This window comes from Shewanella sp. GD03713 (genome assembly GCF_029843705.1).
In the GTDB taxonomy this organism is placed as follows: domain Bacteria; phylum Pseudomonadota; class Gammaproteobacteria; order Enterobacterales; family Shewanellaceae; genus Shewanella.
The window spans coordinates 2,474,418-2,499,757 of record NZ_JAOCIW010000001.1 but is presented as its reverse complement, the minus strand read 5'-3'; the positions used below and the strand labels follow the sequence as shown (position 1 = coordinate 2,499,757).

24 protein-coding genes and 3 tRNA genes are annotated in these 25,340 nt (G+C 47.4%); 13 read left to right on the top strand and 14 right to left on the bottom strand.

Annotated elements, in window-relative coordinates; translation table 11 throughout:
- Positions 1–59: 59 nt before the first annotated feature.
- A complete protein-coding gene (msrA, locus tag N5E87_RS11065) occupies positions 60–539 on the bottom strand; it encodes a peptide-methionine (S)-S-oxide reductase MsrA (RefSeq protein WP_011717096.1) in 480 nt (159 codons plus the stop codon).
- Positions 540–816: 277 nt separating this feature from the next.
- Here msrA and astE point away from each other — a divergent pair, with 277 nt between their 5' ends.
- The 6 genes from astE (at position 817) to sodC (ending at position 7,800) form a co-directional block, all read left to right on the top strand.
- Positions 817–1,851 (top strand): succinylglutamate desuccinylase, encoded by a 1,035-nt coding sequence (gene astE, locus N5E87_RS11060; protein WP_011717095.1) that lies wholly within the window; start codon positions 817–819, stop codon positions 1,849–1,851.
- 162 nt (positions 1,852–2,013) lie between these two features.
- Positions 2,014–3,192 (top strand): thiamine pyrophosphate-dependent dehydrogenase E1 component subunit alpha, encoded by a 1,179-nt coding sequence (locus N5E87_RS11055; protein WP_011717094.1) that lies wholly within the window; start codon positions 2,014–2,016, stop codon positions 3,190–3,192.
- A gap of 3 nt (positions 3,193–3,195) precedes the next feature.
- Positions 3,196–4,173: an alpha-ketoacid dehydrogenase subunit beta gene (locus tag N5E87_RS11050; protein ID WP_011622791.1), complete on the top strand. Its 978-nt coding sequence runs from the start codon at positions 3,196–3,198 to the stop codon at positions 4,171–4,173.
- 9 nt (positions 4,174–4,182) lie between these two features.
- A complete protein-coding gene (locus N5E87_RS11045; RefSeq protein WP_011717093.1) occupies positions 4,183–5,778 on the top strand; it encodes a dihydrolipoyllysine-residue acetyltransferase in 1,596 nt (531 codons plus the stop codon).
- Positions 5,779–5,922: 144 nt separating this feature from the next.
- The gene (nadA, locus tag N5E87_RS11040) at positions 5,923–6,996 is read left to right on the top strand and encodes a quinolinate synthase NadA (protein WP_011717092.1); all 1,074 of its coding nucleotides are present in this window, start codon (positions 5,923–5,925) and stop codon (positions 6,994–6,996) included.
- 291 nt (positions 6,997–7,287) lie between these two features.
- On the top strand, positions 7,288–7,800 hold the full coding sequence (gene sodC, locus N5E87_RS11035; protein WP_011717089.1) for a superoxide dismutase family protein: 513 nt from the start codon (positions 7,288–7,290) through the stop codon (positions 7,798–7,800).
- A 125-nt stretch (positions 7,801–7,925) separates the two neighbouring features.
- On the opposite strand, the gene gap is transcribed toward sodC, so the two are convergent.
- Both gap and N5E87_RS11025 read right to left on the bottom strand, forming a co-directional pair.
- Positions 7,926–8,936, bottom strand: a complete 1,011-nt coding sequence (gene gap / locus N5E87_RS11030) for a type I glyceraldehyde-3-phosphate dehydrogenase (RefSeq protein ID WP_011622787.1) — start codon at positions 8,934–8,936, stop codon at positions 7,926–7,928.
- Positions 8,937–9,148: 212 nt separating this feature from the next.
- Positions 9,149–10,036, bottom strand: a complete 888-nt coding sequence (locus tag N5E87_RS11025; RefSeq protein ID WP_011717088.1) for a DUF2989 domain-containing protein — start codon at positions 10,034–10,036, stop codon at positions 9,149–9,151.
- A gap of 206 nt (positions 10,037–10,242) precedes the next feature.
- Between N5E87_RS11025 and N5E87_RS11020 the strand changes: the two genes are divergently transcribed.
- From N5E87_RS11020 to N5E87_RS11000, 5 genes are all read left to right on the top strand, one after another.
- The gene (locus N5E87_RS11020; protein ID WP_011622785.1) at positions 10,243–11,676 is read left to right on the top strand and encodes a glyceraldehyde-3-phosphate dehydrogenase; all 1,434 of its coding nucleotides are present in this window, start codon (positions 10,243–10,245) and stop codon (positions 11,674–11,676) included.
- 325 nt (positions 11,677–12,001) lie between these two features.
- Positions 12,002–12,077: transfer RNA gene (locus tag N5E87_RS11015), tRNA-Gly, on the top strand.
- 23 nt (positions 12,078–12,100) lie between these two features.
- A tRNA-Cys gene (locus tag N5E87_RS11010) sits at positions 12,101–12,174 on the top strand.
- Positions 12,175–12,223: 49 nt separating this feature from the next.
- Positions 12,224–12,310: transfer RNA gene (locus N5E87_RS11005), tRNA-Leu, on the top strand.
- 293 nt (positions 12,311–12,603) lie between these two features.
- Positions 12,604–13,797 (top strand): amino acid aminotransferase, encoded by a 1,194-nt coding sequence (locus N5E87_RS11000; RefSeq protein WP_011717087.1) that lies wholly within the window; start codon positions 12,604–12,606, stop codon positions 13,795–13,797.
- A 164-nt stretch (positions 13,798–13,961) separates the two neighbouring features.
- Here the strand turns inward: N5E87_RS11000 and N5E87_RS10995 are convergent, their stop codons facing one another.
- Positions 13,962–14,885: a YvcK family protein gene (locus N5E87_RS10995; RefSeq protein ID WP_011626149.1), complete on the bottom strand. Its 924-nt coding sequence runs from the start codon at positions 14,883–14,885 to the stop codon at positions 13,962–13,964.
- Between the two features lie 317 nt (positions 14,886–15,202).
- Here N5E87_RS10995 and N5E87_RS10990 point away from each other — a divergent pair, with 317 nt between their 5' ends.
- Together N5E87_RS10990 and N5E87_RS10985 are read left to right on the top strand one after the other, a co-directional pair.
- A complete protein-coding gene (locus N5E87_RS10990; RefSeq protein ID WP_011622782.1) occupies positions 15,203–16,015 on the top strand; it encodes a glucosaminidase domain-containing protein in 813 nt (270 codons plus the stop codon).
- On the top strand, positions 16,008–16,631 hold the full coding sequence (locus tag N5E87_RS10985; protein WP_011622781.1) for a DUF2987 domain-containing protein: 624 nt from the start codon (positions 16,008–16,010) through the stop codon (positions 16,629–16,631). Before N5E87_RS10990 ends, N5E87_RS10985 begins: the two co-directional genes overlap by 8 nt.
- 59 nt (positions 16,632–16,690) lie before the next feature.
- Here N5E87_RS10985 and ttcA read toward each other — a convergent pair whose 3' ends face one another.
- The 10 genes from ttcA to ccoO form a co-directional block, all read right to left on the bottom strand.
- Positions 16,691–17,659, bottom strand: coding sequence for a tRNA 2-thiocytidine(32) synthetase TtcA (ttcA, locus tag N5E87_RS10980; RefSeq protein ID WP_011622780.1), 969 nt, complete (start codon positions 17,657–17,659; stop codon positions 16,691–16,693).
- 77 nt (positions 17,660–17,736) lie between these two features.
- The gene (uspE, locus tag N5E87_RS10975; RefSeq protein WP_011622779.1) at positions 17,737–18,669 is read right to left on the bottom strand and encodes a universal stress protein UspE; all 933 of its coding nucleotides are present in this window, start codon (positions 18,667–18,669) and stop codon (positions 17,737–17,739) included.
- 142 nt (positions 18,670–18,811) lie between these two features.
- Entirely contained in the window at positions 18,812–19,564 is a 753-nt protein-coding gene (etrA, locus tag N5E87_RS10970) for an electron transport transcriptional regulator EtrA (protein ID WP_011622778.1), read from the bottom strand.
- A gap of 55 nt (positions 19,565–19,619) precedes the next feature.
- Positions 19,620–20,312: a sulfite exporter TauE/SafE family protein gene (locus N5E87_RS10965; protein ID WP_011717086.1), complete on the bottom strand. Its 693-nt coding sequence runs from the start codon at positions 20,310–20,312 to the stop codon at positions 19,620–19,622.
- Positions 20,313–20,320: 8 nt separating this feature from the next.
- The gene (gene ccoS / locus N5E87_RS10960; RefSeq protein WP_011622776.1) at positions 20,321–20,521 is read right to left on the bottom strand and encodes a cbb3-type cytochrome oxidase assembly protein CcoS; all 201 of its coding nucleotides are present in this window, start codon (positions 20,519–20,521) and stop codon (positions 20,321–20,323) included.
- A gap of 20 nt (positions 20,522–20,541) precedes the next feature.
- The gene (locus N5E87_RS10955; RefSeq protein ID WP_086904580.1) at positions 20,542–22,941 is read right to left on the bottom strand and encodes a heavy metal translocating P-type ATPase metal-binding domain-containing protein; all 2,400 of its coding nucleotides are present in this window, start codon (positions 22,939–22,941) and stop codon (positions 20,542–20,544) included.
- Positions 22,942–22,963: 22 nt separating this feature from the next.
- Positions 22,964–23,443, bottom strand: a complete 480-nt coding sequence (locus N5E87_RS10950; protein ID WP_069454939.1) for a FixH family protein — start codon at positions 23,441–23,443, stop codon at positions 22,964–22,966.
- Between the two features lie 110 nt (positions 23,444–23,553).
- A complete protein-coding gene (ccoP, locus tag N5E87_RS10945; protein WP_037430481.1) occupies positions 23,554–24,522 on the bottom strand; it encodes a cytochrome-c oxidase, cbb3-type subunit III in 969 nt (322 codons plus the stop codon).
- The gene (locus N5E87_RS10940) at positions 24,522–24,698 is read right to left on the bottom strand and encodes a CcoQ/FixQ family Cbb3-type cytochrome c oxidase assembly chaperone (RefSeq protein ID WP_011072349.1); all 177 of its coding nucleotides are present in this window, start codon (positions 24,696–24,698) and stop codon (positions 24,522–24,524) included. The genes ccoP and N5E87_RS10940 overlap by 1 nt, the downstream gene beginning before the upstream one ends.
- An 11-nt stretch (positions 24,699–24,709) precedes the next feature.
- Positions 24,710–25,336, bottom strand: a complete 627-nt coding sequence (gene ccoO / locus N5E87_RS10935; RefSeq protein WP_037430478.1) for a cytochrome-c oxidase, cbb3-type subunit II — start codon at positions 25,334–25,336, stop codon at positions 24,710–24,712.
- Positions 25,337–25,340: the final 4 nt, after the last annotated feature.

Here is a 25,340-nt window from a genome sequence, read left to right as displayed (position 1 = left end):
CGTTTTTATTTGTAGCGATGAGAAGCCAAGCCTCTCACGAAGATGCTAAATGGTTTTGATCAATACTCGAGATGGCAACTAGGTAAGTTGTTCTTATCGATATAGTTTTGATGATATTCCTCTGCAACATGGAATTGCTGCAAAGGTACAATTTCAGTCACAATGTGGCGTAATCCCCAGCGGCCCGACCGGGCAAAGGCCAGTTTAGAAGCTTCGGCCGTCGCTTTTTGCTCACGGTCATGGAAGAAAATGGTACTGCGGTACTGAGTGCCGATATCGCCGCCCTGCATATTGAGCGTGGTGGGGTTGTGGTTCTTCCAAAACACATCCAGTAACTCGTCGTAGCTGACAATCGCAGGGTCAAATTCCACTTGCACGACTTCAGCATGGCCTGTTTTGCCTTTTTTGACTTCCTCATAGGTGGTCGCTTCGTTATTACCACCCATATAGCCGCAGGTCGCGTTGGTCACGCCGTTGACTTGTCTAAAGAAATACTCCACGCCCCAAAAACAGCCGGCACCGAAAGTTGCTAACGCCATGATAAATCCTGATAGAAGTCTAGATGGCTAAGGATTGTGATAAAACTCATCCCTAAAAGCAAGTGTGTCGACAAAATTAATCCTATGTCGACCAAATGCGGCTAAGATGCTGTGGTTTGCCGCGAAATGCGCTTGTTTGACCAGAATGACAGAGTAACGGCCCAAAAACTTGTGTTAGTATGGATGCGCTTTTTAAGGCGGGTAGCGATAAGTGCCATGAAACAGGCAGTTATTGCCATCACTCCCGTCTTTGACACGCTATTATAAGGAGAATTCTGTGTTACAAGCTCTGTTAGATTCGAAGGATTTTCTCGCGCTGACCCTCGCCAATCCTGAAACCCTCGGGGATGAGTTTAGTTTCACCTTAGGGGAACATACTCGAGTCGAAGTGTGGAACACAGGCGTCATCGTCTTTGAGCCAGCACAAGCCCAAGGTAAGGATGTCATTCTCTCCTGCGGTGTCCACGGTAATGAAACCGCCCCCATCGAACTCTGCAATACCTTAATCAAACAGCTTCTCCAACAAAAAATCATCGCCAAACAACGCACGCTCTTTCTTATTGGTAACCCTTTAGCGATTAATAACGGCACTCGCATTATCGACGAGAACATGAATCGTCTCTTTAGTGGCGAGCATTCAAACCCACCGGGATTAGTCAATCCTGAGCGGGTGCGAGCAAAAAAATTAGAAGCTTATGTCGACCGCTTCTTTAAGGGCGCAGCTGCAGGGCGCCAGCGTATTCACTACGATTTACACACGGCGATGCGGGCATCAAAACACGAAAAGTTTGCGATTTATCCCTATCGTCCCGGCCGGGCTTACAGCGCCGAGCAAATCATGTTTTTAGCGGCCAGTGGCGTCGATACTGTGTTATTTCACCATGAGCCGACGACCACCTTTAGTTATTTTTCCTCCGAGCAGTATGGCGCCGATGCCTTTACCATTGAATTAGGTAAGGTGTATCCCATGGGGCAAAACGATATGACGCGTTTTATTGCCGCCCAAGAGATGTTTATGCGCCTTATCACAGACAAACCCTTAGCGCTTGAGCCATTCTCAGCGGATAAGGTGAATCTGTATCAAGTATGTCGGGTGATTAACAAACATTTTGATGATTTTGAATTTACCTTCGCGGCCGATGTCGAAAACTTCCGATCGTTCCCGAAAGGCTTTGTATTGGCCCGAGAGGGTGGGCAGGAAATTAAAGTCGAACAGGAATTTGAAGCGATTGTCTTCCCCAATGCTAAGGTGCCCATCGGCAATCGCACTGTGATTTGCTTGATCCCTTCAGTCGCGCCAGATGTTCGCTAGTTTTGTAAAGCATTATATACATGCCCACAGGGGATTAGTTGTCGTTTGAACTGTGCCAACGGTTGATAGGTAGTTTACGTTAACGTAATGTTCATCCGGCATATTCGTATAAATTAGGCGTTGTGGATTTTCCATGGCGTAACGAGATAACAAGAGCACAATATGAGCAAAGCAACACTCAACACTGATACAGTGCACCGTGTCGGCTTCTTGGATAAGGCATCGCTTCACATTCCTATCCTTCGAATTCTACAAGCAGACGGCACTACCTATGAAACCGCGGTTTTGCCTGTAATAGATGAAGCCTTAGCCACCAAAATTTACGATACTTGCGTATTCACGCGGGTACTCGACGAACGTATGTTAGGCGCACAGCGTCAGGGACGGATCAGCTTCTATATGACCTGTACGGGTGAAGAAGCGGCGATCGTCGGCAGTGTCGCGGCGCTTGATCAAGAAGATGTGATCCTCGCGCAATATCGTGAACATGCGGCGCTGCGTTACCGTGGTTTTACCACTGAGCAGTTTATGAACCAAATGTTCAGCAATGAGAAGGACTTAGGTAAAGGTCGCCAAATGCCAATTCACTACGGCTGCGCGGCGTTAAACTACCAAACCATTTCATCGCCACTGGCCACGCAAATCCCGCAAGCGACAGGTGTCGGTTATAGCCTGAAAATGCAGGGCAAACGTAATGTTGCCGTCTGTTATTTCGGTGAAGGCGCTGCCTCTGAAGGTGACTTCCACGCAGGCTTGAATATGGCTGCGGTGTTAAAATGCCCGGTGATTTTCTTCTGCCGTAACAATGGTTATGCGATTTCCACCCCAACAGAAGAACAGTTTGCCGGTAACGGTATCGCTAGCCGCGGTGTGGGTTACGGTATGCACACCATTCGTGTCGACGGTAACGATATGCTGGCGGTGTTAGCGGCGACGCAACAGGCGCGTGCCTATGCAATTGAGCATAATGCTCCCGTGTTGATTGAAGCCATGACTTATCGCCTTGGCGCGCACTCATCTTCTGACGATCCTTCTGGTTATCGCTCCAAAGAAGAAGAGGCAAAATGGCAGCAACACGATCCAGTCAAACGCTTCAAGTTATGGTTGATCAACAAAGGCTGGTTGGCCGAGGCCGATGATGCCCAGCGTTACGAAAAGTACCGTGAAGAAGTGTTAGCCGCCGTTAAAGTCGCTGAAAAATTACCTATCCCTATGCTGGATGAGATCATTGAAGATGTGTACGACAAGCCAACACCAGCGCTGAAAAAGCAGCTGAGTGAACTTAAAGAACACATCAAGAAATATCCGCAATCCTATCCCAAAAGTGCAGGGAGGCTATAAGCCGTGGCAGAAATGAATATGTTACAGGCCGTCAATGAGGCCTTGTCTATCGCCATGCAATCTGACGAGCGCATGGTGGTATTTGGTGAAGACGTTGGCCACTTTGGCGGTGTGTTTCGCGCAACCTCAGGTTTACAGGAAAAGTTTGGTCGCAGCCGTTGCTTTAACACGCCGCTGACTGAACAAGGCATTGCGGGTTTTGCCAACGGTTTAGCCTCTAATGGCATGACCGCCGTAGCGGAAATCCAGTTCGCCGATTACATCTTTCCAGCGTTCGATCAGATAGTGAACGAGTCTGCTAAATTCCGTTACCGCAGTGGTAATGAATTTAATGTGGGAAGCCTAGTGTTTCGTACACCTTATGGTGGCGGTATTGCGGGCGGCCATTATCATTCACAATCGCCAGAAGCTTATTTTACCCAAACCCCAGGCTTAAAAGTGGTTGTGCCACGCAATCCAGAGCAGGCCAAGGGCTTATTATTAGCCTCTATTCGCGATAAAAACCCTGTGGTGTTCTTCGAGCCAAAGCGTTTATACCGTGCTTCAGTGGGTGAAGTCCCTGCGGGCGATTATGAAATCGAGCTGGGTAAAGCCGAAGTAGTGCGTGAAGGGAAAGACATCACCTTAGTAGCCTGGGGCGCACAGATGGAAATCATCGAAAAAGCGGCCGACATGGCGGCAAAAGAGGGGATTTCCTGCGAAATTATCGACCTACGTACACTCGCGCCTTGGGATGTAGATACAGTTGCAGATTCTGTGAAGAAGACAGGCCGCTTACTGATCAACCACGAAGCGCCATTGACGGGTGGTTTTGCCGGTGAAATCGCCGCGACGATTCAGCAAGAGTGTTTCTTGTATTTAGAATCACCCATCAGCCGTGTATGTGGTCTAGATACCCCATATCCACTGGTCCACGAAAAAGAATATATGCCCGATGCGCTCAAAACCTTTGAAGCCATTAAGGCATCGGTGAACTTCTAGGAGTCCGGTATGATTAAAGATTTTATTTTGCCGGACATTGGTGAAGGCGTTGTCGAGTGCGAACTCGTCGAGTGGTTGGTGCAAGAGGGCGACACGATTGCTGAAGATCAGCCCATCGCCGATGTGATGACAGACAAAGCCTTAGTGCAAATTCCAGCGCCTTTTGCGGGAGTCGTGACCAAGCTGTATTACACCAAAGGCGATATCGCTAAGGTGCATGCGCCGCTTTATGCTGTGCAGATTGAGTCTGACGAAGCCGCGCCTGTAGCTGCGTCTCAGCCTGAAGCACACACAGCGACGCAAACACCTGCAAGTCAATCCAGCGCGGCGGGTACGAGCGTAGAAGAGTTTCTGCTACCCGATATTGGCGAAGGCATTGTTGAGTGTGAACTGGTCGAATGGCTAGTCCAAGAAGGCGATACTGTGGTTGAAGATCAACCCATCGCCGATGTGATGACAGATAAAGCCCTAGTGCAAATCCCTGCTATCAAAGCGGGCAAAATTGTCAAATTGCACTACCGTAAGGGCCAGTTAGCGAAAGTACATGCACCACTATTTGCGATTGAGGTCGAAGGTGGCGTTAGTGCGCCAGTCAGCCATGCACAGGAAGCCAGCGCCACCGCTGTGAATACCGCAGCACCAGTCGCTTGCGCGGCGGTGTCCTCGGAGCCTGCTCGCCAAGGTAAAGCCTTAGCCAGCCCAGCCGTTCGCCGTATGGCACGTGCCTTAGATATCGATTTAAGTCGCGTCCCTGGTAGTGGTAAACATGGCCGTGTGTATAAGGAAGACATTACTCGCTTCCAAGCACAGGGCGGCGCTGTGCCTGCCGCTGCGCCAGTGGCAGCTGCCCCAACTGTGGCTCAATCGACCGTTTCTACCGCAGTGGCAAGCGCTGCACGGGGTGACATTGTTGAGCCTATCCGTGGCGTGAAAGCCGTGATGGCGAAAATGATGGTGGAGTCGGTATCCACCATTCCACACTTCACCTATTGCGAAGAGTTTGATTTGACAGACTTAGTCGCTCTGCGTGAAAGCATGAAGGCCAAGTATTCCTCCGACGAAGTAAAGCTGACCATGATGCCATTCTTTATGAAGGCCATGTCGTTAGCCTTAACGCAGTTCCCTGTGCTTAACAGTCAAGTGAATGCCGATTGTACGGAAATCACTTACAAAGCGCGTCATAACATAGGTATGGCGGTCGACTCTAAGGTGGGATTATTGGTACCAAACGTGAAGGATGTGCAAGATAAGAGCATCCTCGAGGTTGCTGCCGAAATCACCCGCTTAACCAATGCTGCACGCAGCGGCCGTGTGGCGCCGGCGGATCTTAAAGAAGGCACCATCTCGATTTCGAATATTGGCGCCTTAGGTGGCACAGTTGCAACGCCTATTATCAATAAGCCGGAAGTCGCGATTGTCGCATTAGGTAAGTTGCAAACCTTGCCGCGCTTTAATGCGAAAGGTGAAGTCGAAGCACGTCAGATCATGCAAGTGAGTTGGTCTGGGGATCACCGCGTTATTGATGGCGGCACCATTGCTCGTTTCTGTAACCTTTGGAAACAATACCTTGAGCAGCCGCAGGATATGCTATTAGCCATGCGCTAATCGGCTGTCAGCCAATACTTACGGCCAATCCAGCAAAAAAGGACGCAATTTAGCGTCCTTTTTTATTCGCAGGCCATAAATGGGTTAATCTTTTGATCCCAATTACGTATAATTCGCGAACGTTGTTATCCTGATGGATTTGTTATGAGCCCCAGCCCATTTGCCCCAACAATCGAAACTATTGATTATCCGTTTCCGCCTAAGCCAATTCCTCTGTCCGATGCCGAAAAGGCGGACTACAAGGCACGTATCAAGCAGCTGCTGATTGAAAAAGATGCGGTATTGGTTGCCCATTATTATACCGACCCTGAAATTCAAGCTCTGGCCGAAGAAACTGGCGGTTGTGTTTCTGACTCACTCGAAATGGCGCGCTTTGGCCGCGATCATCCCGCCAAGACGTTAATCGTCGCCGGGGTGAAATTTATGGGTGAAACCGCCAAAATCTTAAGCCCTGAAAAAACCATTCTGATGCCGACCTTGGAGGCGACCTGTTCATTGGACTTAGGTTGCCCCATCGATAAATTCAATGCCTTCTGTGATGCGCATCCTGATCATACCGTAGTCGTTTATGCCAACACTTCGGCGGCGGTAAAAGCCCGTGCCGATTGGGTGGTCACCTCAAGTATTGCCCTTGAAATCGTTGAGCATTTAGACAGCGAAGGCAAAAAAATCATTTGGGGCCCAGACCGTCATTTAGGCAGTTATATTGCCAAACAAACGGGCGCCGAGATGTTGATGTGGCAGGGTGACTGTATCGTTCACGATGAGTTTAAGGCCAATGCGCTGCGAGATTTAAAGCGTGTTTACCCTGACGCGGCGATTCTAGTGCACCCAGAGTCACCCGCGAGTGTGGTTGCGATGGCGGATGCTGTCGGCTCCACCAGCCAGTTGATTAAAGCTGCGCAAACCATGGCAAATGAGCGTTTTATTGTGGCGACCGATCGCGGTATTTTCTATAAAATGCAACAAGCGGCGCCGGGTAAAACACTGATTGAAGCGCCTACTGGCGGTAATGGTGCCACCTGTAAGAGCTGTGCTCACTGTCCTTGGATGGCGATGAATGGCTTAAAGGCGATTGAAGCGTCCTTAAGTGACAGCGACAAAACGACTCACGAAATCTTTGTCGATGAAGATTTACGCGTGAAAGCCTTAATCCCGCTTACCCGTATGCTCGATTTCGCTAAAACACTGAATATGAAAGTGAAAGGCAACGCTTAATCAAGCGTGCATAACACTCACGAAAAATGAAATCCCTGCCACTTGGCGGGGATTTTTGTATCGGTTCAAATTGATCAGCAGCTAAGCTGCTAAGTATGTGCTTAATAAGGTGCGCTAACTTTTAGACGCCATTCTTCATAGATGCATATATGCTTCAATTTAAAGAAATACACGCTCTTTTACTTACTGGATCGGTGTTGTTGGCCTAAATTTGATATAGCAAAGCGTAGGTGAGTTCACTCATTGCGCTGTGTTCATGCAATTTTGTATAAGATAACCATGGAGAAGGGTATGAAAAACATCGTGTTACTGCTTGCATCAATGTCTGCTGCCTGTGCATTTGCAGACGTGAGTGTGCCAATGAATCTTGTCAACGAAAAGGGCGTGGGTGAAAGTGTCGGTCAAGTGACCATTTCTGAGTCGCAGTATGGAGTGGTATTTACGCCATCACTCAAAGGCTTAATGCCGGGATTACATGGTTTCCATCTACATGAGAACGGCAGCTGTGATCCAAAGGAAAAGGACGGAAAAATCGTCCCTGCTGGCGCGGCAGGTGGACACTATGATCCTGCCGCCACGAAAGCCCATGGCACGCCATGGGGAGAAGGGCATTTAGGCGATCTACCACCATTGTTTGTCGATGCAGACGGTGCAGCTAGTCAGGCCGTGCTGGCACCGCGCTTAAAAATGGGTGATCTTAAAGGCCATGCGATCATGATCCATGCCGGTGGCGACAACCATTCCGATCACCCAGCGCCTTTAGGTGGCGGCGGTGCGCGTGTAGCCTGCGGTATTATCAATTAATGTATCGCCACATTCAGTTGTTAGCGGCGAAATGCGAGCATTGGTAACGACAGTGGATTAATGAGCCGTGAAATCGGTATAAAAAAAGCCCCGCAAGAGCGGGGCTTTTTGATAAAGAAGAATGATTACTTCGCGTTCATCAGCGCAACCGCGTTGTCCAACATACGGTTACTGAAGCCCCATTCGTTATCGTACCATGCCATCACTTTAACTAAACGGCCGTTAACGCGGGTTTGAGTCGCATCGAAGTTAGATGAAAACGCATTGTGGTTAAAGTCGATAGACACCAGTGGCTCTTTGTTAACCGCTAACACTTCGCTCAGAGGCGCAACAGCAGCGGCACGTTCGATGATGGCGTTAACTTCTTCAACAGTGGTATCACGTGCTGCAATGAAAGATAAATCCACTAAAGACACGTTAACAGTCGGTACACGTACTGCTAAACCATCGAATTTACCTTGTAATTCAGGTACAACTAAACCTACTGCCGCGGCAGCGCCAGTTTTAGTTGGGATCATTGACAGTGCTGCAGCGCGGGCACGACGTAAATCTGTGTGGTATACGTCAGATAAACGTTGATCGTTGGTGTAAGCATGAATGGTGGTCATCAGACCGGATTCAATACCAATTTCGTCATTTAACGGCTTAGCGAAAGGTGCTAAACAGTTAGTGGTACATGAAGCATTAGAGATAACTGTCATATCCGCGGTCAATACATTGTTGTTCACACCGTAAACGACGGTTGCATCAACGTTTTTACCTGGTGCAGAAATAATGACTTTCTTCGCGCCCGCCGCTAAATGTGGCTGTACAGATTCTTTAGAAGTGAAGATACCAGTACATTCGAACACGACGTCAACTTGTAAGTCGCCCCAAGGTAATTTACCTGGATCGCGTTCTTGGAAGGTGAGGATCTTGTCGCCGTTGACATAAATTGCTTCAGCATCATGCTCAACTTTGGCATTGAAACGACCATGTACAGAATCGTATTTTGTCAGGTGAGCGTTGATTGAAGCGTCGCCTAAATCGTTGATGGCAACAATTTTGATTGGGTAAGCTTTTTCGCTTTCATACAGGGCGCGTAATACGTTTCTACCGATACGGCCATAACCATTTATTGCTACACGGATAGTCATCTCATATCCCTCTGGTGATTATAAAATTCAACTGGTAGTAAAATTACCAAACTGACAGCTATCGTCAAGTGAATTCGGCAATTTTGCCGGGATTCGGTTAACAAATTAGGTGTTTTTTTTACATTGCTCGCGAAAACACCATTTTCAGCGCTGTATTTGGGTAAAAAATTACAAGGTGGCAAACATTTTGCCGACGTTCTTCAAAACGCAAGTTAAGGCGAATTTGGCTTCTCTGGCTCGACAGTTGTTGCCGCTGGCGGTGTGACCTCCGTCTGGGGCGGAGCAAGCCAGAGCGCAACCGGACTGGTTGAATAGAGGCCATCTTCTAACGCGTCGATTAAGTTCTGGGCGTATTGATCTAATTTGGCCGCTAGCGCCTTGTCGCCACCGATTAAGGCTAGCATCTTATCTTCAGAATACTTCTGCTGCGTAAGTAGTAAATTCGCTTTGGTCAGCATATATGTTTTTTCAAACGCTTGGGTTTGACGATAGGCTGAGGCGAGCCCAAGCAACCAGTTGGGATCAAAGTCGGCATATTGAATTTCTGCAAACACTTTAAGATAGAGTTGTTGCGCTTTGATGGCATTTCGATTGCTGTAATAGGTGGCGATTTGCGCAAGGAGAAAAGGCTCAGTAACTTCACCGGCATTTTCTTGCGCTAATAGTCGGTTTAAGGCATCGGTGTCACCAAAACGTGTCCATTGATAGTAAGACATAAAGGGGTCTTGGCGTTCGCGGGTTTCTTCCTGTAGACGGCTGAGGTTTTCTGTACTCAGGCGAAAGGCTCTGGCGCGGTCAGCCGTGCGATTCGTATGGATGATATGTTGCACCCCTGAGGCCAATTCAATACAACGGCTGTAATCTTCAAGGTAAGTTAACTGTTGGTAAAGTTGCTTGCCCGTAGGATTTTTGTTGTCTAATAGGTCGAATCGGCTCTGGATCAGCAGGGTTTTCTCGGTTAAACACCATCCATCTTTATGCAAATCGGCACAAATTTCAGGATTATTTTTACAAATCGTTTCGATATTTCGGCCATTATCACAACCGAAAAGGCTTATCGCGAGGGTAAATGATGTAATTATTACTAGATTTTGTCTCAAAACACGCTCCAAAATGCAATTTTCTCTAATAAAATTACAGATTTACAGAAAATATCTTACTGGCAAGCTGGGTCAGTTTTCATTACAATGGCGCCGACCAAAACACAGGGTTTTCCCTAAAACCTCCATAAGATTATTGGTCTTTTCGTCATGTTACTCAAACCTTTCAATATATTTTATTGAAAAGTGAGATAAAGGATCTGTAAATGAGCGCTGATAAACACCTACAAAGTTGGCAAGAACGTTTTGAAATGGCAGAGGCAATGCAACCTTTGCTGGGCAAGTTGTACCGTAACCAAGGCGTCGAAGTTGTGGTTTATGGTAAGCCATTACTCAATGCTTCTACTATTGAGATTATTAAAGCGCACCGTTTAGTTCGTCGTCATGTCGGCGAGAAATTACGTTTACGCGAGAGTTTCCCGTTTGTTCAAGCCTTAAGCAGACTCGCAGTTAAACAATGTAAAGTGGATATTGGTAAGCTTGCCGTTAAATACTGGGCTGAACATACCGATACCAACGAAATTGAAAGCTATATGGCACGTGAATTAGCGGCAGCGATTGATCATGCTGATGATATCGCCCCGCGTGATGTAGTGTTGTATGGTTTTGGTCGTATTGGCCGCTTATTAGCGCGCTTACTGATCGAACGTACTGGCCGCAGCAACAAGTTAAGACTGCGCGCTATCGTGTTACGTGGTGGTAAGAAGGGCGATTTAGAAAAACGCGCAAGCTTACTGCGTCGTGACTCTGTTCATGGTCCATTTAACGGTTCAGTTGAAGTGGATGAAGAGAACAACGCTATCATCGCTAACGGCACCTATATTCAAGTTATTTACGCAAACTCGCCAGATGAAGTGGATTACACCAAATACGGTATTACAGATGCCTTAGTGGTAGACAACACGGGTATTTGGAAAGATGAAGCAGGCTTAGGCTTACACTTGAAGAGTCCAGGTGCGAGCAAAGTGTTACTGACTGCACCTGCAAAAGGCGCCATCAAGAACATCGTTTACGGCGTGAATGAAGGCGACATCACTGCAGAAGATATCATTGTGTCTGCGGCGAGCTGTACCACTAACGCCATCACACCAGTACTGAAAGCGGTAAACGACAAGTACGGTATCGAGAATGGTCACGTTGAGACTATTCACTCATACACGAACGATCAAAACCTGATCGACAACTACCACAGTGCTGACCGTCGTGGTCGCAGTGCACCATTAAACATGGTGATCACTGAAACGGGCGCGGCTAAAGCCGTAGCTAAAGCTCTGCCAGTATTAGCGGGTAAACTGACGGGTAACGCGATTCGCGTGCCAACACCAAACGTGTCTATGGCGATCATCAGCATGAACCTCAATGCTGAGACTAACAAAGATGAATTGAACGAATACCTGAAAGACACTGCGCTGCAATCACCATTGCAGAACCAAATCGATTACACAGACTCAACTGAAATCGTATCAAGCGATTTAGTGGGTTCTCGCTATGCGGGCGTGGTTGATTCACAAGCGACTATCGCCGAAGGTAAACGTGCCATTCTGTACGTATGGTATGACAACGAATTTGGTTACAGCTGCCAAGTAGTCGGTGTGATGCAGACGATGTTAGGCCTGACGACTCTGTCTCTGCCAGCATAATCGCTACGCACATAAAAACGTCCAAGAAAAAGCGCCCAGTAGGGCGCTTTTTTTATGACATTGACCCGTCCTAAATAGCGTTGATAAGGCTGGGTAACATCACTTCAACTCTTGTTGTTGCAAAGAAAATCATCAAATTGATTATTCCATCGGCAAGTTTTTATCTCTGTGGCTGAATATTGGGCAAACAGTGCTTCTAAGCGCAATATTTCAAATTTGTTGATTGACTCTGAAGGTTAAATCGGTAGAATGCCAATCCGCAGTCAGGGGAAAGCGTAGCAACGTAACTCCTAAGCTTAATGACTCATTAAGCTGTGACATCGATGCGACATTAGCTCAGTTGGTAGAGCGATACCTTGCCAAGGTATAGGTCATCGGTTCGAACCCGATATGTCGCTCCAACTCTTTACGAGTTTGGAAATCTGGCGCGATGGCAGAATGGCTATGCTGCGGATTGCAAATCCGTCGATCTCGGTTCGACTCCGGGTCGCGCCTCCATAGATTAAGGTATTAATGACACGATTCCCGTCGTTAATATAAAGAGTTTGCCCGAGTGGTGGAATCGGTAGACACAAGGGATTTAAAATCCCTCGCTGGTAACAGCGTGCCAGTTCAAGTCTGGCCTCGGGTACCATAACATAGAGAAGGCCTAACAGATGTTAGGCCTTTTTTATTGCCGCAAATCCCGTTCTAACCCCTACAAATTAATCCTTAAACAAATAGTGATCAGCCTCTTAAAAATCACAATTATCAAAAATTTCAGCCTCAAGACAATTGATCTCTCATTTAGTTGTTATTTATTTTAATCAATCCATAATACGCAAACTATTTCCTTAAGATGCGGCAATAGGCGCTATTCCCCCTCTTAAGACAGTGGTATAAATAAGCCGAATTTCCCCTACACGTGAACATTTAGGATAAGTAGTCATGATTTTCTCTCAGGTAGTACTCGCACCCGCTGATCCCATCCTTGGTTTAACCGATACCTTCAAGGCCGATCCACGCCAAGATAAAGTGAACCTCGGTGTTGGCATTTATAAGGATGAAGCAGGGCAGACTCCAGTATTACAGTCAGTGAAGAAAGCAGAAGCCCTATTGCTTGAGCAAGAGAAGACCAAGAACTATTTAGGTATTGAAGGGGTTCAAACCTATAACCGCGTGGTACAAGAGCTATTATTTGGCGAGGGCAGTACGCTTGTGACGTCAGGCCGTGCCGCGACCGCTCAGGCGCCAGGTGGTACTGGTGCACTGCGTATTGCCGCCGAGTTTCTACTGCGCAACACGCCATCGCGCACTGTGTGGGTCAGTAACCCAACTTGGGCGAACCATCAGAATATTTTTGAAACTGCAGGTTTAACGGTTAAAGAATACGGTTACTACAATGCCAGTGCCCACGATATCGATTTCGATGGCATGATGACAGATCTCGCCAATGCACAGGCGGGTGACATTGTTCTACTGCACGGTTGCTGCCATAACCCAACGGGTATTGATTTGACCTTAGCCCAATGGGAATTGGTTGCTAACCTGTGTGCAGACAAACAGTTAGTGCCATTGTTTGACTTTGCTTACCAAGGTTTTGGTGCTGGGATTGAAGAAGATGCCGCAGGCCTACGTTTAGTGGCTGCAAAAGTACCTGAGTTGTTAGTGGCTAACTCTTTCTCTAAAAACTTTGGTCTTTATAACGAGCGTATCGGCGCTGTGACTGTAGTGGCACAAAATGCCGATGAAGCGGTGCGTGCCTTCAGCCAAGTGAAACGTACTATTCGCGCCAATTACTCAAACCCACCAGCACACGGTGCGTTAATTGTTAGCACCATTTTAAGCGATGCGGCATTAAAAGCACTTTGGGTACAAGAGTTGACTGAAATGCGTGAACGTATCGCCCAGATGCGTACTCTGTTCGTCCAAAGCTTAAAGGATGAAGGCGTCACCCAGGACTTTAGCTTTATTTCCCGCCAAAACGGTATGTTTAGCTTCTCTGGCTTAAACAAAGAGCAGGTTGCACGCTTAAAAGACGAGTTTGGTATTTATATCGTCGGCTCAGGCCGCATTAGTGTTGCCGGTATGACCAAAACCAATATGCCTGTGATCTGTAAAGCGATTGCCCAAGTTCTTTAACTTAGTTCTTTAACTTAGCTCTTTAATTTAGCTCTTTGATTTAGTCCTCTAATATCAGAAGAGGGCTCACTAAAAAGGACAGCCTAGGCTGTCCTTTTTGTATTTTGAGCTGTCCTTTAGCATTTTGAATCTGTTGGATGCTAAAGGATGCGGTTAGTCTGTCGTTATGACGCCAAGGTTTCTAGCGGTAAATCCGACTTAATTCTCAATACTGCACTGAGCGCATCACGCAGCCCTGCCTGATCGTGTAATTGCGGATTGTGGCGATTCCTTAACGGGAAGTAATTCATTAAAGTGCCAAGGCGCACTTGTTCTGAGTGACGTAGCACTTTAGTGATCACAGGCTTGCCAATCACTTGATGGCACCAAGCTATCCGCTGCTCAATACTAAACTGGCCAGCTGGTGAAGTTTCTTCATTCAGATTATCGATAAAAACCACGGGCGCAGTGGTCATCGCTAAGGCTTTAGCAAAGCAGGGCAGTAACAGCGGTGGCATAATACTGGTCAGGAAGCTCCCTGGGCCTAGGATAATCAGATCCGCACGGCTGATGGCCTCACAGGCTTCGGCAGTTGCATCGACCTGTGGTTCAAGACATAAGGCAATTGGCGCCTCATTCATCTTATCGACATTAACCTCACCAAAGACCTTACAACCAGAGGCCTGCAATGCCACTAAATGGGTTGGTTGTTCTGACATAGGGATGATATTGGTTTCAATCTTAAGCATATGACGTATAAGATTGACGGCCTCGAGGGGCCTAACGCAAAGCTTATCGAGGGCAAGCAGCATCAAATTCCCTAGATTGTGGCCGCTTAGTTCGGTTTCGCCCTGAAAGCGGTACTCAAATAATTGCGAGCTCACCGATGGGCGATGGGCTAGTTGAGACAGACAATTACGCAGATCGCCCCAGGCAATACAGTCCTGTTCGGCCCGTAATCTGCCCGTAGAGCCACCATTATCTGTGGTTGCAACAATGCCTGTGAGACGATTGCCCAGAAAATCCAGCGATGAGAGTACTCGACCCAAGCCGTGACCACCGCCAATGGCGACCACGTGTCTGTATTGATTTAAGATTTGATGCTGCATGAGGGTTCCTTCCTGAATACCCAAAAAATCCTGTCCTGTTGTTAAGCGGTGTTGCGAAGCCTCGTTTGGGCTCAGTTGCCAATACCTGCGTTAACGGAACCTTAGTATAAAAGCTCAGTCAAAAGCATGCACTAAATATTCACGCTCAAATTGTGCCAATGTGTATGAGTTAAGCGTGGGATCGCATTTTCAGCACAGATACGCTTTGACTGCGCTTGGCATGGGCGGTTTTGTCGTCAGATTTCGTGAATTTCAAGATATGACATATAATCTGGCGCTTATTTTGCCACTCGTGACTCAATATCAAAGGTGACTTATTGAAAACAGGTAGAATTGGTTCGTTTACACTCGCGTTAGCCCTAGTGATCTTAGCGATTTTTTCGCTGAGAGTCTGGCTCATTCCTACTATTGATGAGCCTGAATCTATCGTTAACCAACTGGAAAACTCCGTTGATCCCGTTACTCAAGTGCCTGACTTTTCTGCCATCAATGATGTGGCGGAAAAAAAGCGTGCCTTTTTTGATTTTCTCAGGCCGATCATTCAACAACAAAATGCCATTATTGCCACCGAGCGTGACTTTATCACCGACATGTTGGCCTTAGTGGAGAACGACAGTACTCTGTCGGATAAGCAGTTAGCGCAGCTCAATCAGTTATTTGATAAATATCAATATGCTGCCCGTAATGTGGATGCAAAATCCCTGAACAGTTTACTGAAACGGGTCGATATTATTCCCGAATCTATGGTGCTTATTCAGGCGGCCAATGAATCGGGATGGGGCAGTTCGCGTTTTGCCCGTGAAGGCTTTAACTTTTTCGGCGAATGGTGTTTTAGCAATGGTTGCGGCATAGTGCCATCCTCTCGTGGTTCGGGCAAAACCCATGAAGTGAAAGTGTTTCCCTCGGTGGACGCTTCAGTGTCTTCCTATATGCGCAATTTGAATTCGAATACGGCATACACGCTGTTTCGCTCAATACGTGCAGATTTACGCTCTCAGGAAGCCGAATTAAGTGCCGACCAACTGATCTATGGACTAGTGAATTATTCTGAAAGGCAAGAGGCTTATATCGACGAGTTACTCGATATGTTACGTCATAATGAAAAATATTTGGTGAAGGCGGATGCATAAAAAATGGTGGTTAGTGGGGCTTTGCTTGTGTGCGACAAGTCTGCAGGCAGAAACGATTTCCCTCGAATATAAAGGCTTTTATGACAGATTAAAGCAAGTCAATAAGGGAAATTATCAGTTAGTCGAAATCGCCTTTAGTGTACCAATGCTACCTAATTGTCAGATCCAGAGTGGAAGCATTTCGAGTGAATTAAATTCAACGCCACTCACTTATACTGCGGCGCAGCGGTTGTTTATTCCCTTTGATGACGCGCTTAAAGATCAACGCGCATTAGTGAATCTAGAGTTTGAGGGCAAGGCTGAGGGCTGTGGTATTGCAATGCAAGTCAGAGCTAAGCAGACTTTAGCCACATACGACAAGGCGCGACTAGCGCAAATCGCCAGCGAAATGGATGCTTTACTCGGAGCCATGCAGGGCTTCCCGATGCGCTATTTTAAGGAGCCAATCGCGGGATTAAACTTTGAATTTGCTCAAGACCAAGCCGTTACTGTGACGCTTGATGGGCGTGAGCAACAGGTGAACAGCAGCTTTAAGTTGAGTGTTGAGCAGCTTAACAGCTTGACGTCGTTGCAATTTAGCCAAGCGCCGACCGTGTTGAGCCCTTGGGTTAAGTAAGGATAGATTTAAGCTATAAAAAAGCCCACTCTCGTGGGCTTTTTTTATGCGTATCGCGTTTACGCTTCGTAAACGTTGACGATATTGATGCGTTTTGCCGCATCTAAATCGATATGGCCGCTGTTGGCGATATCCAAAAAGTCAAATGCGGGTAAATCGGCTTCGGCCACATCACCCTTCATTGGCGCGTTGGGATCGCGTTTCAACGACACAAAGTCAAACTGCTCACGGTCAACACCCTGTGAAGGGGCAGTGTTTTGCATGGCGGTGAAAATAGTTTCAATACGGCCTGGGTAGAGTCTATCCCACTGATTGAGCATGTCTTTCACTGCTTGACGCTTGAGGTTTTCCTGCGAGCCACAAAGATTACAGGGAATGATGGGGAATTTTTTCAATTCCGCATATTCTTCTAAATCCTTTTCGCGGCAATAGGCGAGTGGACGAATAACCACGTTAGCGCCGTCGTCCGAGAGCAACTTAGGTGGCATGGCTTTCATCTTGCCGCCGTAGAACATGTTGAGGAACATGGTCTCAATAATATCGTCTCTGTGGTGGCCTAGTGCGATTTTGGTTGCGCCAATGCGCTGGGCAAAGCCATAGAGAGTACCGCGACGCAGGCGAGAGCACAGCGAGCAAGTGGTTTTGCCTTCAGGGATCTTTTCTTTCACAATCGAGTAAGTGTCTTTCTCGAGGATGTGATAGGGAATATTAAGGCTGTCTAAATAGGCTGGCAGTACGTGTTCAGGGAAACCCGGCTGCTTTTGATCTAAATTAACGGCAATAATTTCGAACTGTACGGGCGCGCGCTGCTGTAGATTAAGCAGAATATCCAGCATGGCGTAACTGTCTTTACCGCCACTTAAGCAGCACATGACTCGGTCGCCATCTTCAATCATGTTGTAATCGGCGATGGCACTACCCACTTCACGGCGCAGACGCTTCTGTAATTTATTCAGACGGGTAATTTGTTTTTTTGATAATTCTTCAGGCATTTGACTCGCCGTAACTTCAGACATAGCTTCCAACATAAAAAAAGCGCCCAGTAACTCAGTTTCAGGGCGCGTATTATTCCAGCTATCGACGGCGGGGTAAAGAGCGGCGTGCGTTATGCCTCTTCAAGCGGTGATTTATAACCATCGGGTTTGATGGCTAATAAATCACAGTTAATGCTATCAATCACATGCTCTGCGGTATTGCCGATAAGCGCCGCCGAGAATCCAGTCCGACCGACAGTACCTAAAATGACCAGCTCGGCATCGAGTTGCTCGGCAAGTTCAGGGATCACATCCTCTGGCAAGCCTTCTTTCACATGGCAGTGCAGGGTATCGATACCATAGGCATTGGCAAGGTATTGCACTCGTTGCTCATGTTGCATGCGAATGGTGTCGTTATAGGTTTGTGCATCGAAATCAGGCAGTTCAATGGCAAGATTCACCGGTGTGCCGGGATAACCATTGACTAAGTGCACTTCGGCGGCAAATTTTGCGGCTAAATCCTTGGCATGTTCGATAATCTTGCCGTTTAGCATCTGATGATCGGTGTCTTCGGTTGCCACGTTGACGGCGCAGAGGATTTTACCCGCTTCTGGCCAATCATGATCTTTGACCATCAACACAGGCACAGGCGCTTTACGCATTAAATGCCAATCGGTTGGAGTAAAAATAACGGCCTTTAACTTGTCGTGGGCGTGGGTGCCTTTGACGATCAAATCATATTGCCCTGCAATCGCATGGTTGATGATGCTTTCAAATGGGCGATTGTGCCAAATAACTTGAGTATCAATATCGAGTTGCAGGTGGTTATAGGCAGTCAGTAGATCTTGGATCCACGCCAGACGCTGATCGATCACACCTTGGCGCATGGCTTCGCGCTCTTGGCTCGATAGAATCGATGTCATTTCATAGGAGAAGTCAAAAATAGAGAGAAACACAGTCACATGGGCGTTACTTTTACTGGCCAAGGTCACCGCTCGGGCGAGTGCAACTTGATGCTCTGTCGTGGGGTCGACTACTACCAGTATTTTTTGATAATCCTTCATAACATGTTCCTTTAGTCATAGGCTCATGTTCATCATGAGCCTTTGGCAATTATCTGTATTGTTCTAGATCAAAACTCTTTTCAAAACCAGTGCCTAGCGCATTAATTACGAATATTAAAGCACAAATCTAGGAAGGTGTGACTTATCTGGCGATCCTGGCATTACCTGCCAAGAGATTCAGTTCGTGGTGGTCAAGGATAGTGATGTACTTGCCTTTCACTTCAATCAAACCTGACTTTTGGAAACGGCCTAACAAGCGGCTGATGGTTTCTACGGTTAAGCCAAGGTAGTTACCAATGTCACCACGGGTCATGGTTAAACGGAATTCTTTCGGAGAAAAACCACGGTTGCCAAAGCGATTAGCTAGATTGCTGATAAATGCGGCGAGGCGTTCCTCGGCATTTTTCTTGCTCAGCAATAAAATCATTTCTTGATCGCTCATGATTTCATTGCTCATTAAGCGCATGATTTGTTGGCGTAACTTGGGCATGCTGCCTGAAAGCTCATCGAGAATATTGAAGGGGATTTCACATACCATTGAGGTTTCTAAGGCTTGGGCAAAACTCTGGTGGGATTGAGCATGAATACCGTCAAAACCAATCACATCGCCCGCTAAATGGAAACCGGTGATCTGTTCATCGCCCTGTTCGGTAATCGTATAACTTTTTACAGTACCAGAGCGGATGGCGAACAAGGACTTTAATGGATCGCCTGATTTAAAAATCTGCTCACCTTTTTGAATTGGCTTTTTACGCTCAATGATATCGTCGAGCTGATCGAGCTCGTTGGCATTGAGGGTAAACGGAATACAAAGGGTACCCATACTGCAATCGTGACAATGAATTGCGCACCCACTCGCGGCGGGACGACGGTTTTTATTCTGCTCTATTGTCATGTCGGTTCTCAAGTTAATCCACTGCAGCCATGTTAAACCAATTCACTCGCTTGGGCTAGTTTAGCTGCGACAGGGCGATATATAAAGTTTGTGCGCCAAAGGCAATTAAAAGTAAGCCACTCAATAATCTAACGGTTTTTTGCTGTACCCAATTGGCCAAACGTTTGGCCGCAACACCGGCACTCAGGAGTGCGGGGAGTGTCCCTAATCCAAAGGCGAACATAATCAAAGCGCCTTGACTGGCAGAGCCTGCCGCCACCGACCAGGTTAAAGTGCTATAGACCAAGCCGCAGGGTAGCCAGCCCCAAATGAGTCCGGCGGTGATGGCCTGCATTGGCGTATTGATGGGGACGAGGCGTTGGGCTAAGGGTTTCAGATAGCGCCATAACACTTGGCCAAGGCGCTCAATCTGCACTATACCCACCCAGATTTTTGCAATGTAAAGCCCGGTTGCAATCATCATCACGCCAGCAATGATCCTTAGGATCAACAGGTAACTGTCGAGTTCAAATAAGTGCCCAAGCATGGCCGATGAACCGCCGACTAAGGCGCCTGCGAGGGTATAACTTAAGATCCGGCCGAGGTTATAGCTTAATAAGTAGGTGAGTTGATGGGCTAAGTGATTGCCCTGTTTAGGATTCGGCAGTTGGGAAGAAAAGGCACCAACGAGGCCGCCACACATGCCAAAGCAGTGGGCAGCGCCCATTAACCCCACCAGAAATGCCCCTGTGACGTTATATTCAATCACAGAGCCAATCACTGAGGCATGCCTTTATCTTGTGCCTGTGACGATGGATTGGCTTGAGTCGGTTTGTCTGCATCCTCATCGAAGAGAATCGACACACTTTGACGGTCTAAGTCATCGAATTGTTCGGATTTTACCGCCCAAAAGAACACGGCTACGGCGATCAACACAAAGATCATCGCGATAGGGATTAGTACATAAATGATGCTCATAACCTAAGCCTATTTCATTGTTATAATTTAATTCGTAATAATCTCAAACTGTTACCCACAACAATCAAAGAGCTTGCCGACATGCCAAGGGCTGCAATATAAGGCGCAACATGCCCAGTTACCGCCAGCGGTAAAATCAGCGCGTTATAGCCTAAGGCCCAAGCGAGGTTTTGACGAATAATTTGTGTGGTCAGTTTAGCAACCTTGACCGCTTGGGTGAAGCGAGAGAGGTGATCGCCAAGCAGAATGAGATCGGCGCTGTTTTTAGCAATCGCGCTGCCGCTCCCCATCGCCACAGATAAATCGGCGCCCGCCAGTACTGGCGCATCATTGATGCCATCGCCGAACATCGCCACCGGTGTCGATTGCTGTAGTTTGGTCACCAGGGCCAGTTTATCGGCTGGAGTCAGTCCACTGTGGACATCGCTAATCCCGAGTTCTTTCGCCAATTGATGTACATGCCCTGAGCTATCGCCACTGGCAATACTGACCTTGCAACCTTGTTGCTTCAAAATATCGACGGTTTCATTGCTATCGACACGGATATTATCTTGGATCTCAATCGTGGCGATGACTTCAAGCTGGCCATTATGACTGCGGGCGAGCCAAATCAGCTGGGTTGCAAGTTTGGGCTCGGCGGCGGCCCCCGTGAAGCTAGAATTACCAATACGGTACTCGGTGCCATTGATTAAGCCTTTCACCCCAAAACCCACTTCATGGTGAACTTGCTCAGCAACGACATCGACTTGGGCAAAGCTGGCAAAGGCCGCAGCGATAGGGTGGCGTGAACCTGATTCTAGCGCTGCTGCGATTGCCAGTACCTGTTCTTTCTCGATATCGCTATGGCATTCAACCTTGGCAATCGATAGGGTGCCGCAGGTGAGGGTGCCAGTTTTATCAAATACCACATGTTTGATTTGTGGCAGTTTTTCAAAGACGCCGGCTTTGCGGGTAATAATCCCAAGGCGGGTAAAAATCGCGGTCGCGCAGGTGACGGCGGTGGGGGTGGCCAGTGCAAGCGCGCAAGGACAAGTTGCCACTAATACCGACAAGGTGACCCAAAAGGCATCTTCGGGGGAGATTTGCAGCCACACCAGATAGGTGATTGTCGCAATTGATAAGATAGTGCCTGAGAAATAACGCGACAGTTTATCGGCTAGCATAGCCACGGCAGGTTTAGTATTTGAGGCTAATTCCTGCAGGCGAATAATTTCGGCAACCAATTGGTCTTGCCCAAGGGCGGTCACTTTAACCTTAATGGGCTGATCAAGGTTAATGGTGCCAGCAAACACTTGGCTATCGACGGGCTTTTCAATTGGCATTTGCTCACCAGTGAGCATGGCTTCATTGATGCTAGTGTGGCCGTCAACGACGATTCCGTCGGCGGCGACCATTTCGCCGGGTTTAATAAGGATAATGTCCCCGAGACGTAATTTTTTCGCGGGGATCTCTTCTTGCCCCTGGGCCGTGACCAAATGCGCCGTTAACGGCACTAATTTGTGGAGATTACTGGAGCTAACGGACGCTTTTTGTCTTGCCTTTTGCTCGAAATAACGTCCTAGCAGCAGGAAGAAGGTAAACATGGAGACGGATTCAAAATAGACTTCGCCCGTGCCGTTAACTGTCGCAAAGCAACTGGCGATATAGGCGCCGCCAATAGCGATAGAGACCGACACATCCATATTGAGTTTGCCACTGAGCAGGGTGCGAATGGCGCTGAAATAGAAGGGCTGCGCCGAGTAAAGCACCACGGGTGTGGCAAAAATCATGCTCACCCAACGGAAATAATCCCGATATTGCACATCCAAATCGGTAAAGTAACCGGTATAGAGGGCGAGGGCGAACATCATCACTTGCATGGTAGCAAAACCCGCCAAGCCTAAGCGCAGTAAAAATTTGCGGCTATTTTGCTTGGCGGTCAGTTCTTGCTCATCCACTTGATAGGGCGCGGCTTGATAACCTATACGGCTAATTTGTCCAAGAATATCACTGAGTTTAACTTGCTGGTTATCCCAGCTGATCATCGCCCTTTGGGTGGTGGAGTTGACCATCACTTGGCTGACGCCAGGCAGTTGTTTCACTTTATGTTCGATTAACCAAGCGCAGGCCGCGCAGGTAATGCCATCGATGGACAGCGACACCGAGTCACTCTTTTCCTCCGAGTGGACAAAGTCCTGCTGTACTTCGGGCAAATCGTAGGCACTAAACTGATTTAATTCATCAGGTACCAGTGCCGTCTGTTTACTACCAGGTTCGGTTCGAAACTTGTAATAGCTTAATAAGCCTGCATCCACAATGGCTTGGGATACGGCTTGGCAGCCTGGGCAACACATGAGTTCATCGCGATCATTAATGCGGGTAACAAACTGAGTCCCAGTGAGCACGGGCTCATTACAGTGAAAACAACTTGGATGTGTCATAGCAATATTCATTCAACCACAATTAGTTCAACCACAATTGGACGTTGTCTTTGAGTTCGACACGTTGATGAATACGCCATTTAGCATCAAAACCTTCGAGGCGGACTTCCCAAGCACCCGTTAACACATCGGGCAGAGTAATGCGATACACATGATTGGCATCGGCGGTGACAGTGGTCTTAATATCTCTTTCGGCAATCGTTGGGTGGTAAAATTCGACTTTCAACGCAGCTTGATAGGCTGGGCCGCCGTGCTGAGTGAATAGGAGTTCATGGTTATTCTGTTCAAGTTGCCATTGCATGCCAAGCTGCTTGGCATATTTGACTTTACTCAAGTCCATGTTGATGGCTTTGCCTTCTTTGTAATAATCCTCGGCAACCAGAGAGTCAGAGTTTGAGAGGGCAATTTTTAGCGTGGTAAAACTTGCGACGACGGCACACAAAGGAAGAATAATTAAAAACCAAGGCCAAAACTGCTTATACCAGGGTTGTTGTTCGCTCATGTTAAATACCCATAATAAAAATTTGCGCCATTTTACCGTTAAAAGGTGGCTTTAGCACTTTAAAAAAAAGGCCTCGACGTTATCGAGGCCTTAGTGTTACTCATATCTAATTACTTGTTTGACAAGCTATAAACATAAGCTGCGATCACGTGGACTTTCTCTTCACCGAGAACGTCTTTCCATGCTGGCATCACGCCTGCACGGCCGTGTTTGATCGTTTCTTCGATCACACCACGGCTACCGCCATATAACCAAACATCGTCAGTTAAGTTAGGTGCGCCCATGAGCTTGTTGCCTTTTGCGTCCATACCGTGACACGCAAAACAACCTTTCATGAATGAACCTTGACCAAGAGCTGCGAGTTTCTCGTCGTGTTCACGACCAGATAACTTAACCACATACTCGGCTAGACCTGCAATTTCGCTATCGTCGATTGGCAAACCACCTTTTGGTGGCATCATGCCATGACGACCGCTCATGATGGTGGTTTTAATCGTGGCTAAATCGCCACCGTATAACCAATCACTGTCGGTCAGGTTAGGGAAGCCTTTGCTACCACGTGCGTCAGAGCCGTGGCACTGCGCGCAGTTTTGTAGGAACAAACGGCCTCCCACTTTCAACGCTTCTTGGTTTTTCACTAACTCTTCGAGTGGTGTTGCCAAGTAAGCCGCGAAGATTGGGCCATATTTTTCGTTAGCGTGTTTAACTTCTTGGTCGTACTGAACGTACATGCCTTCTTTTGCCGCCAGCTCAATCGCGGCTACAGAATCGGCTTTAATACCTTTCTCTGTACCAATGCTTTGGTTAGAGCTGGTCCAGTTCAGTAGACCTTTGTAGTTACCTAAACCTGGGAACAGGGCTAAGTACACTAGGCCAAACACGATAGTGATATAGAACATATAACTCCACCATTTTGGCAGTGGGTTATTGAGTTCTTCGATACCATCGAAACTGTGACCCATGGATTCGCCTTCTTTGACATCGGTGGTGTTCTTTGAACACACACGTAGCAACAGAAAACATCCTGCGATCACAATTAACGAGAGTACGCTAATCCAAATACTCCAGAAGCTACTCATCACTTATTCTCTCCTGAGTCCTTCGATTCCTTGCTGATTTCCTCATCGGAAAACACAAGATTCGCTGCTTCATCAAAGGATTTTTGACGACGCGAGCTATATGCCCAAGCAAATATACCGACGAAGGTCAGCATCACAATGATGGTTAAAATACCTTGTAATGTGCCGTAATCCATATACTGCCTCCTTATTTGAGTGCGTGACCCAAAGACTGAAGATATGCAATCAAGGCTTCCAGCTCTGTCTTACCTTCAACAGCTTTCTGCGCGCCTGCAATTTCTTCATCGGTGTAAAGATCATTACCTTTGTAACCGCCTTTGTGCATGTTACGCAGAATAGTCATCTTGTCGCCGGTTAACTTGCCGTCTAACTTGTTTTCGGCAAGCCATGGGAAGGCTGGCATATTCGATTGAGGGACCACAGCACGAGGATCGATTAAGTGAACTTCATGCCATTTATCGCTGTAGCGACCGCCAACACGGGCCAAGTCTGGACCAGTACGCTTAGAACCCCATTGGAATGGGTGATCCCAAACAGACTCACCGGCAACAGAGTAGTGACCGTAACGTTCAGTCTCTGCACGTAAAGGACGGATCATCTGACTGTGACAGTTGTAGCAACCTTCACGTACATAAATGTCACGACCTTCAAGTTGCAGGGCAGTGTAGGGTTTCAAACCTTCAACAGGCTCAGTGGTATCTTTTTGGAAAATCAGCGGCGTGATTTCAACCAAGCTACCGAAGCTGATAGCGATAACAGTGAATATCGCTAACAAACCGATGTTTTTTTCAACTATCTCATGATTAAATTTCATCGAG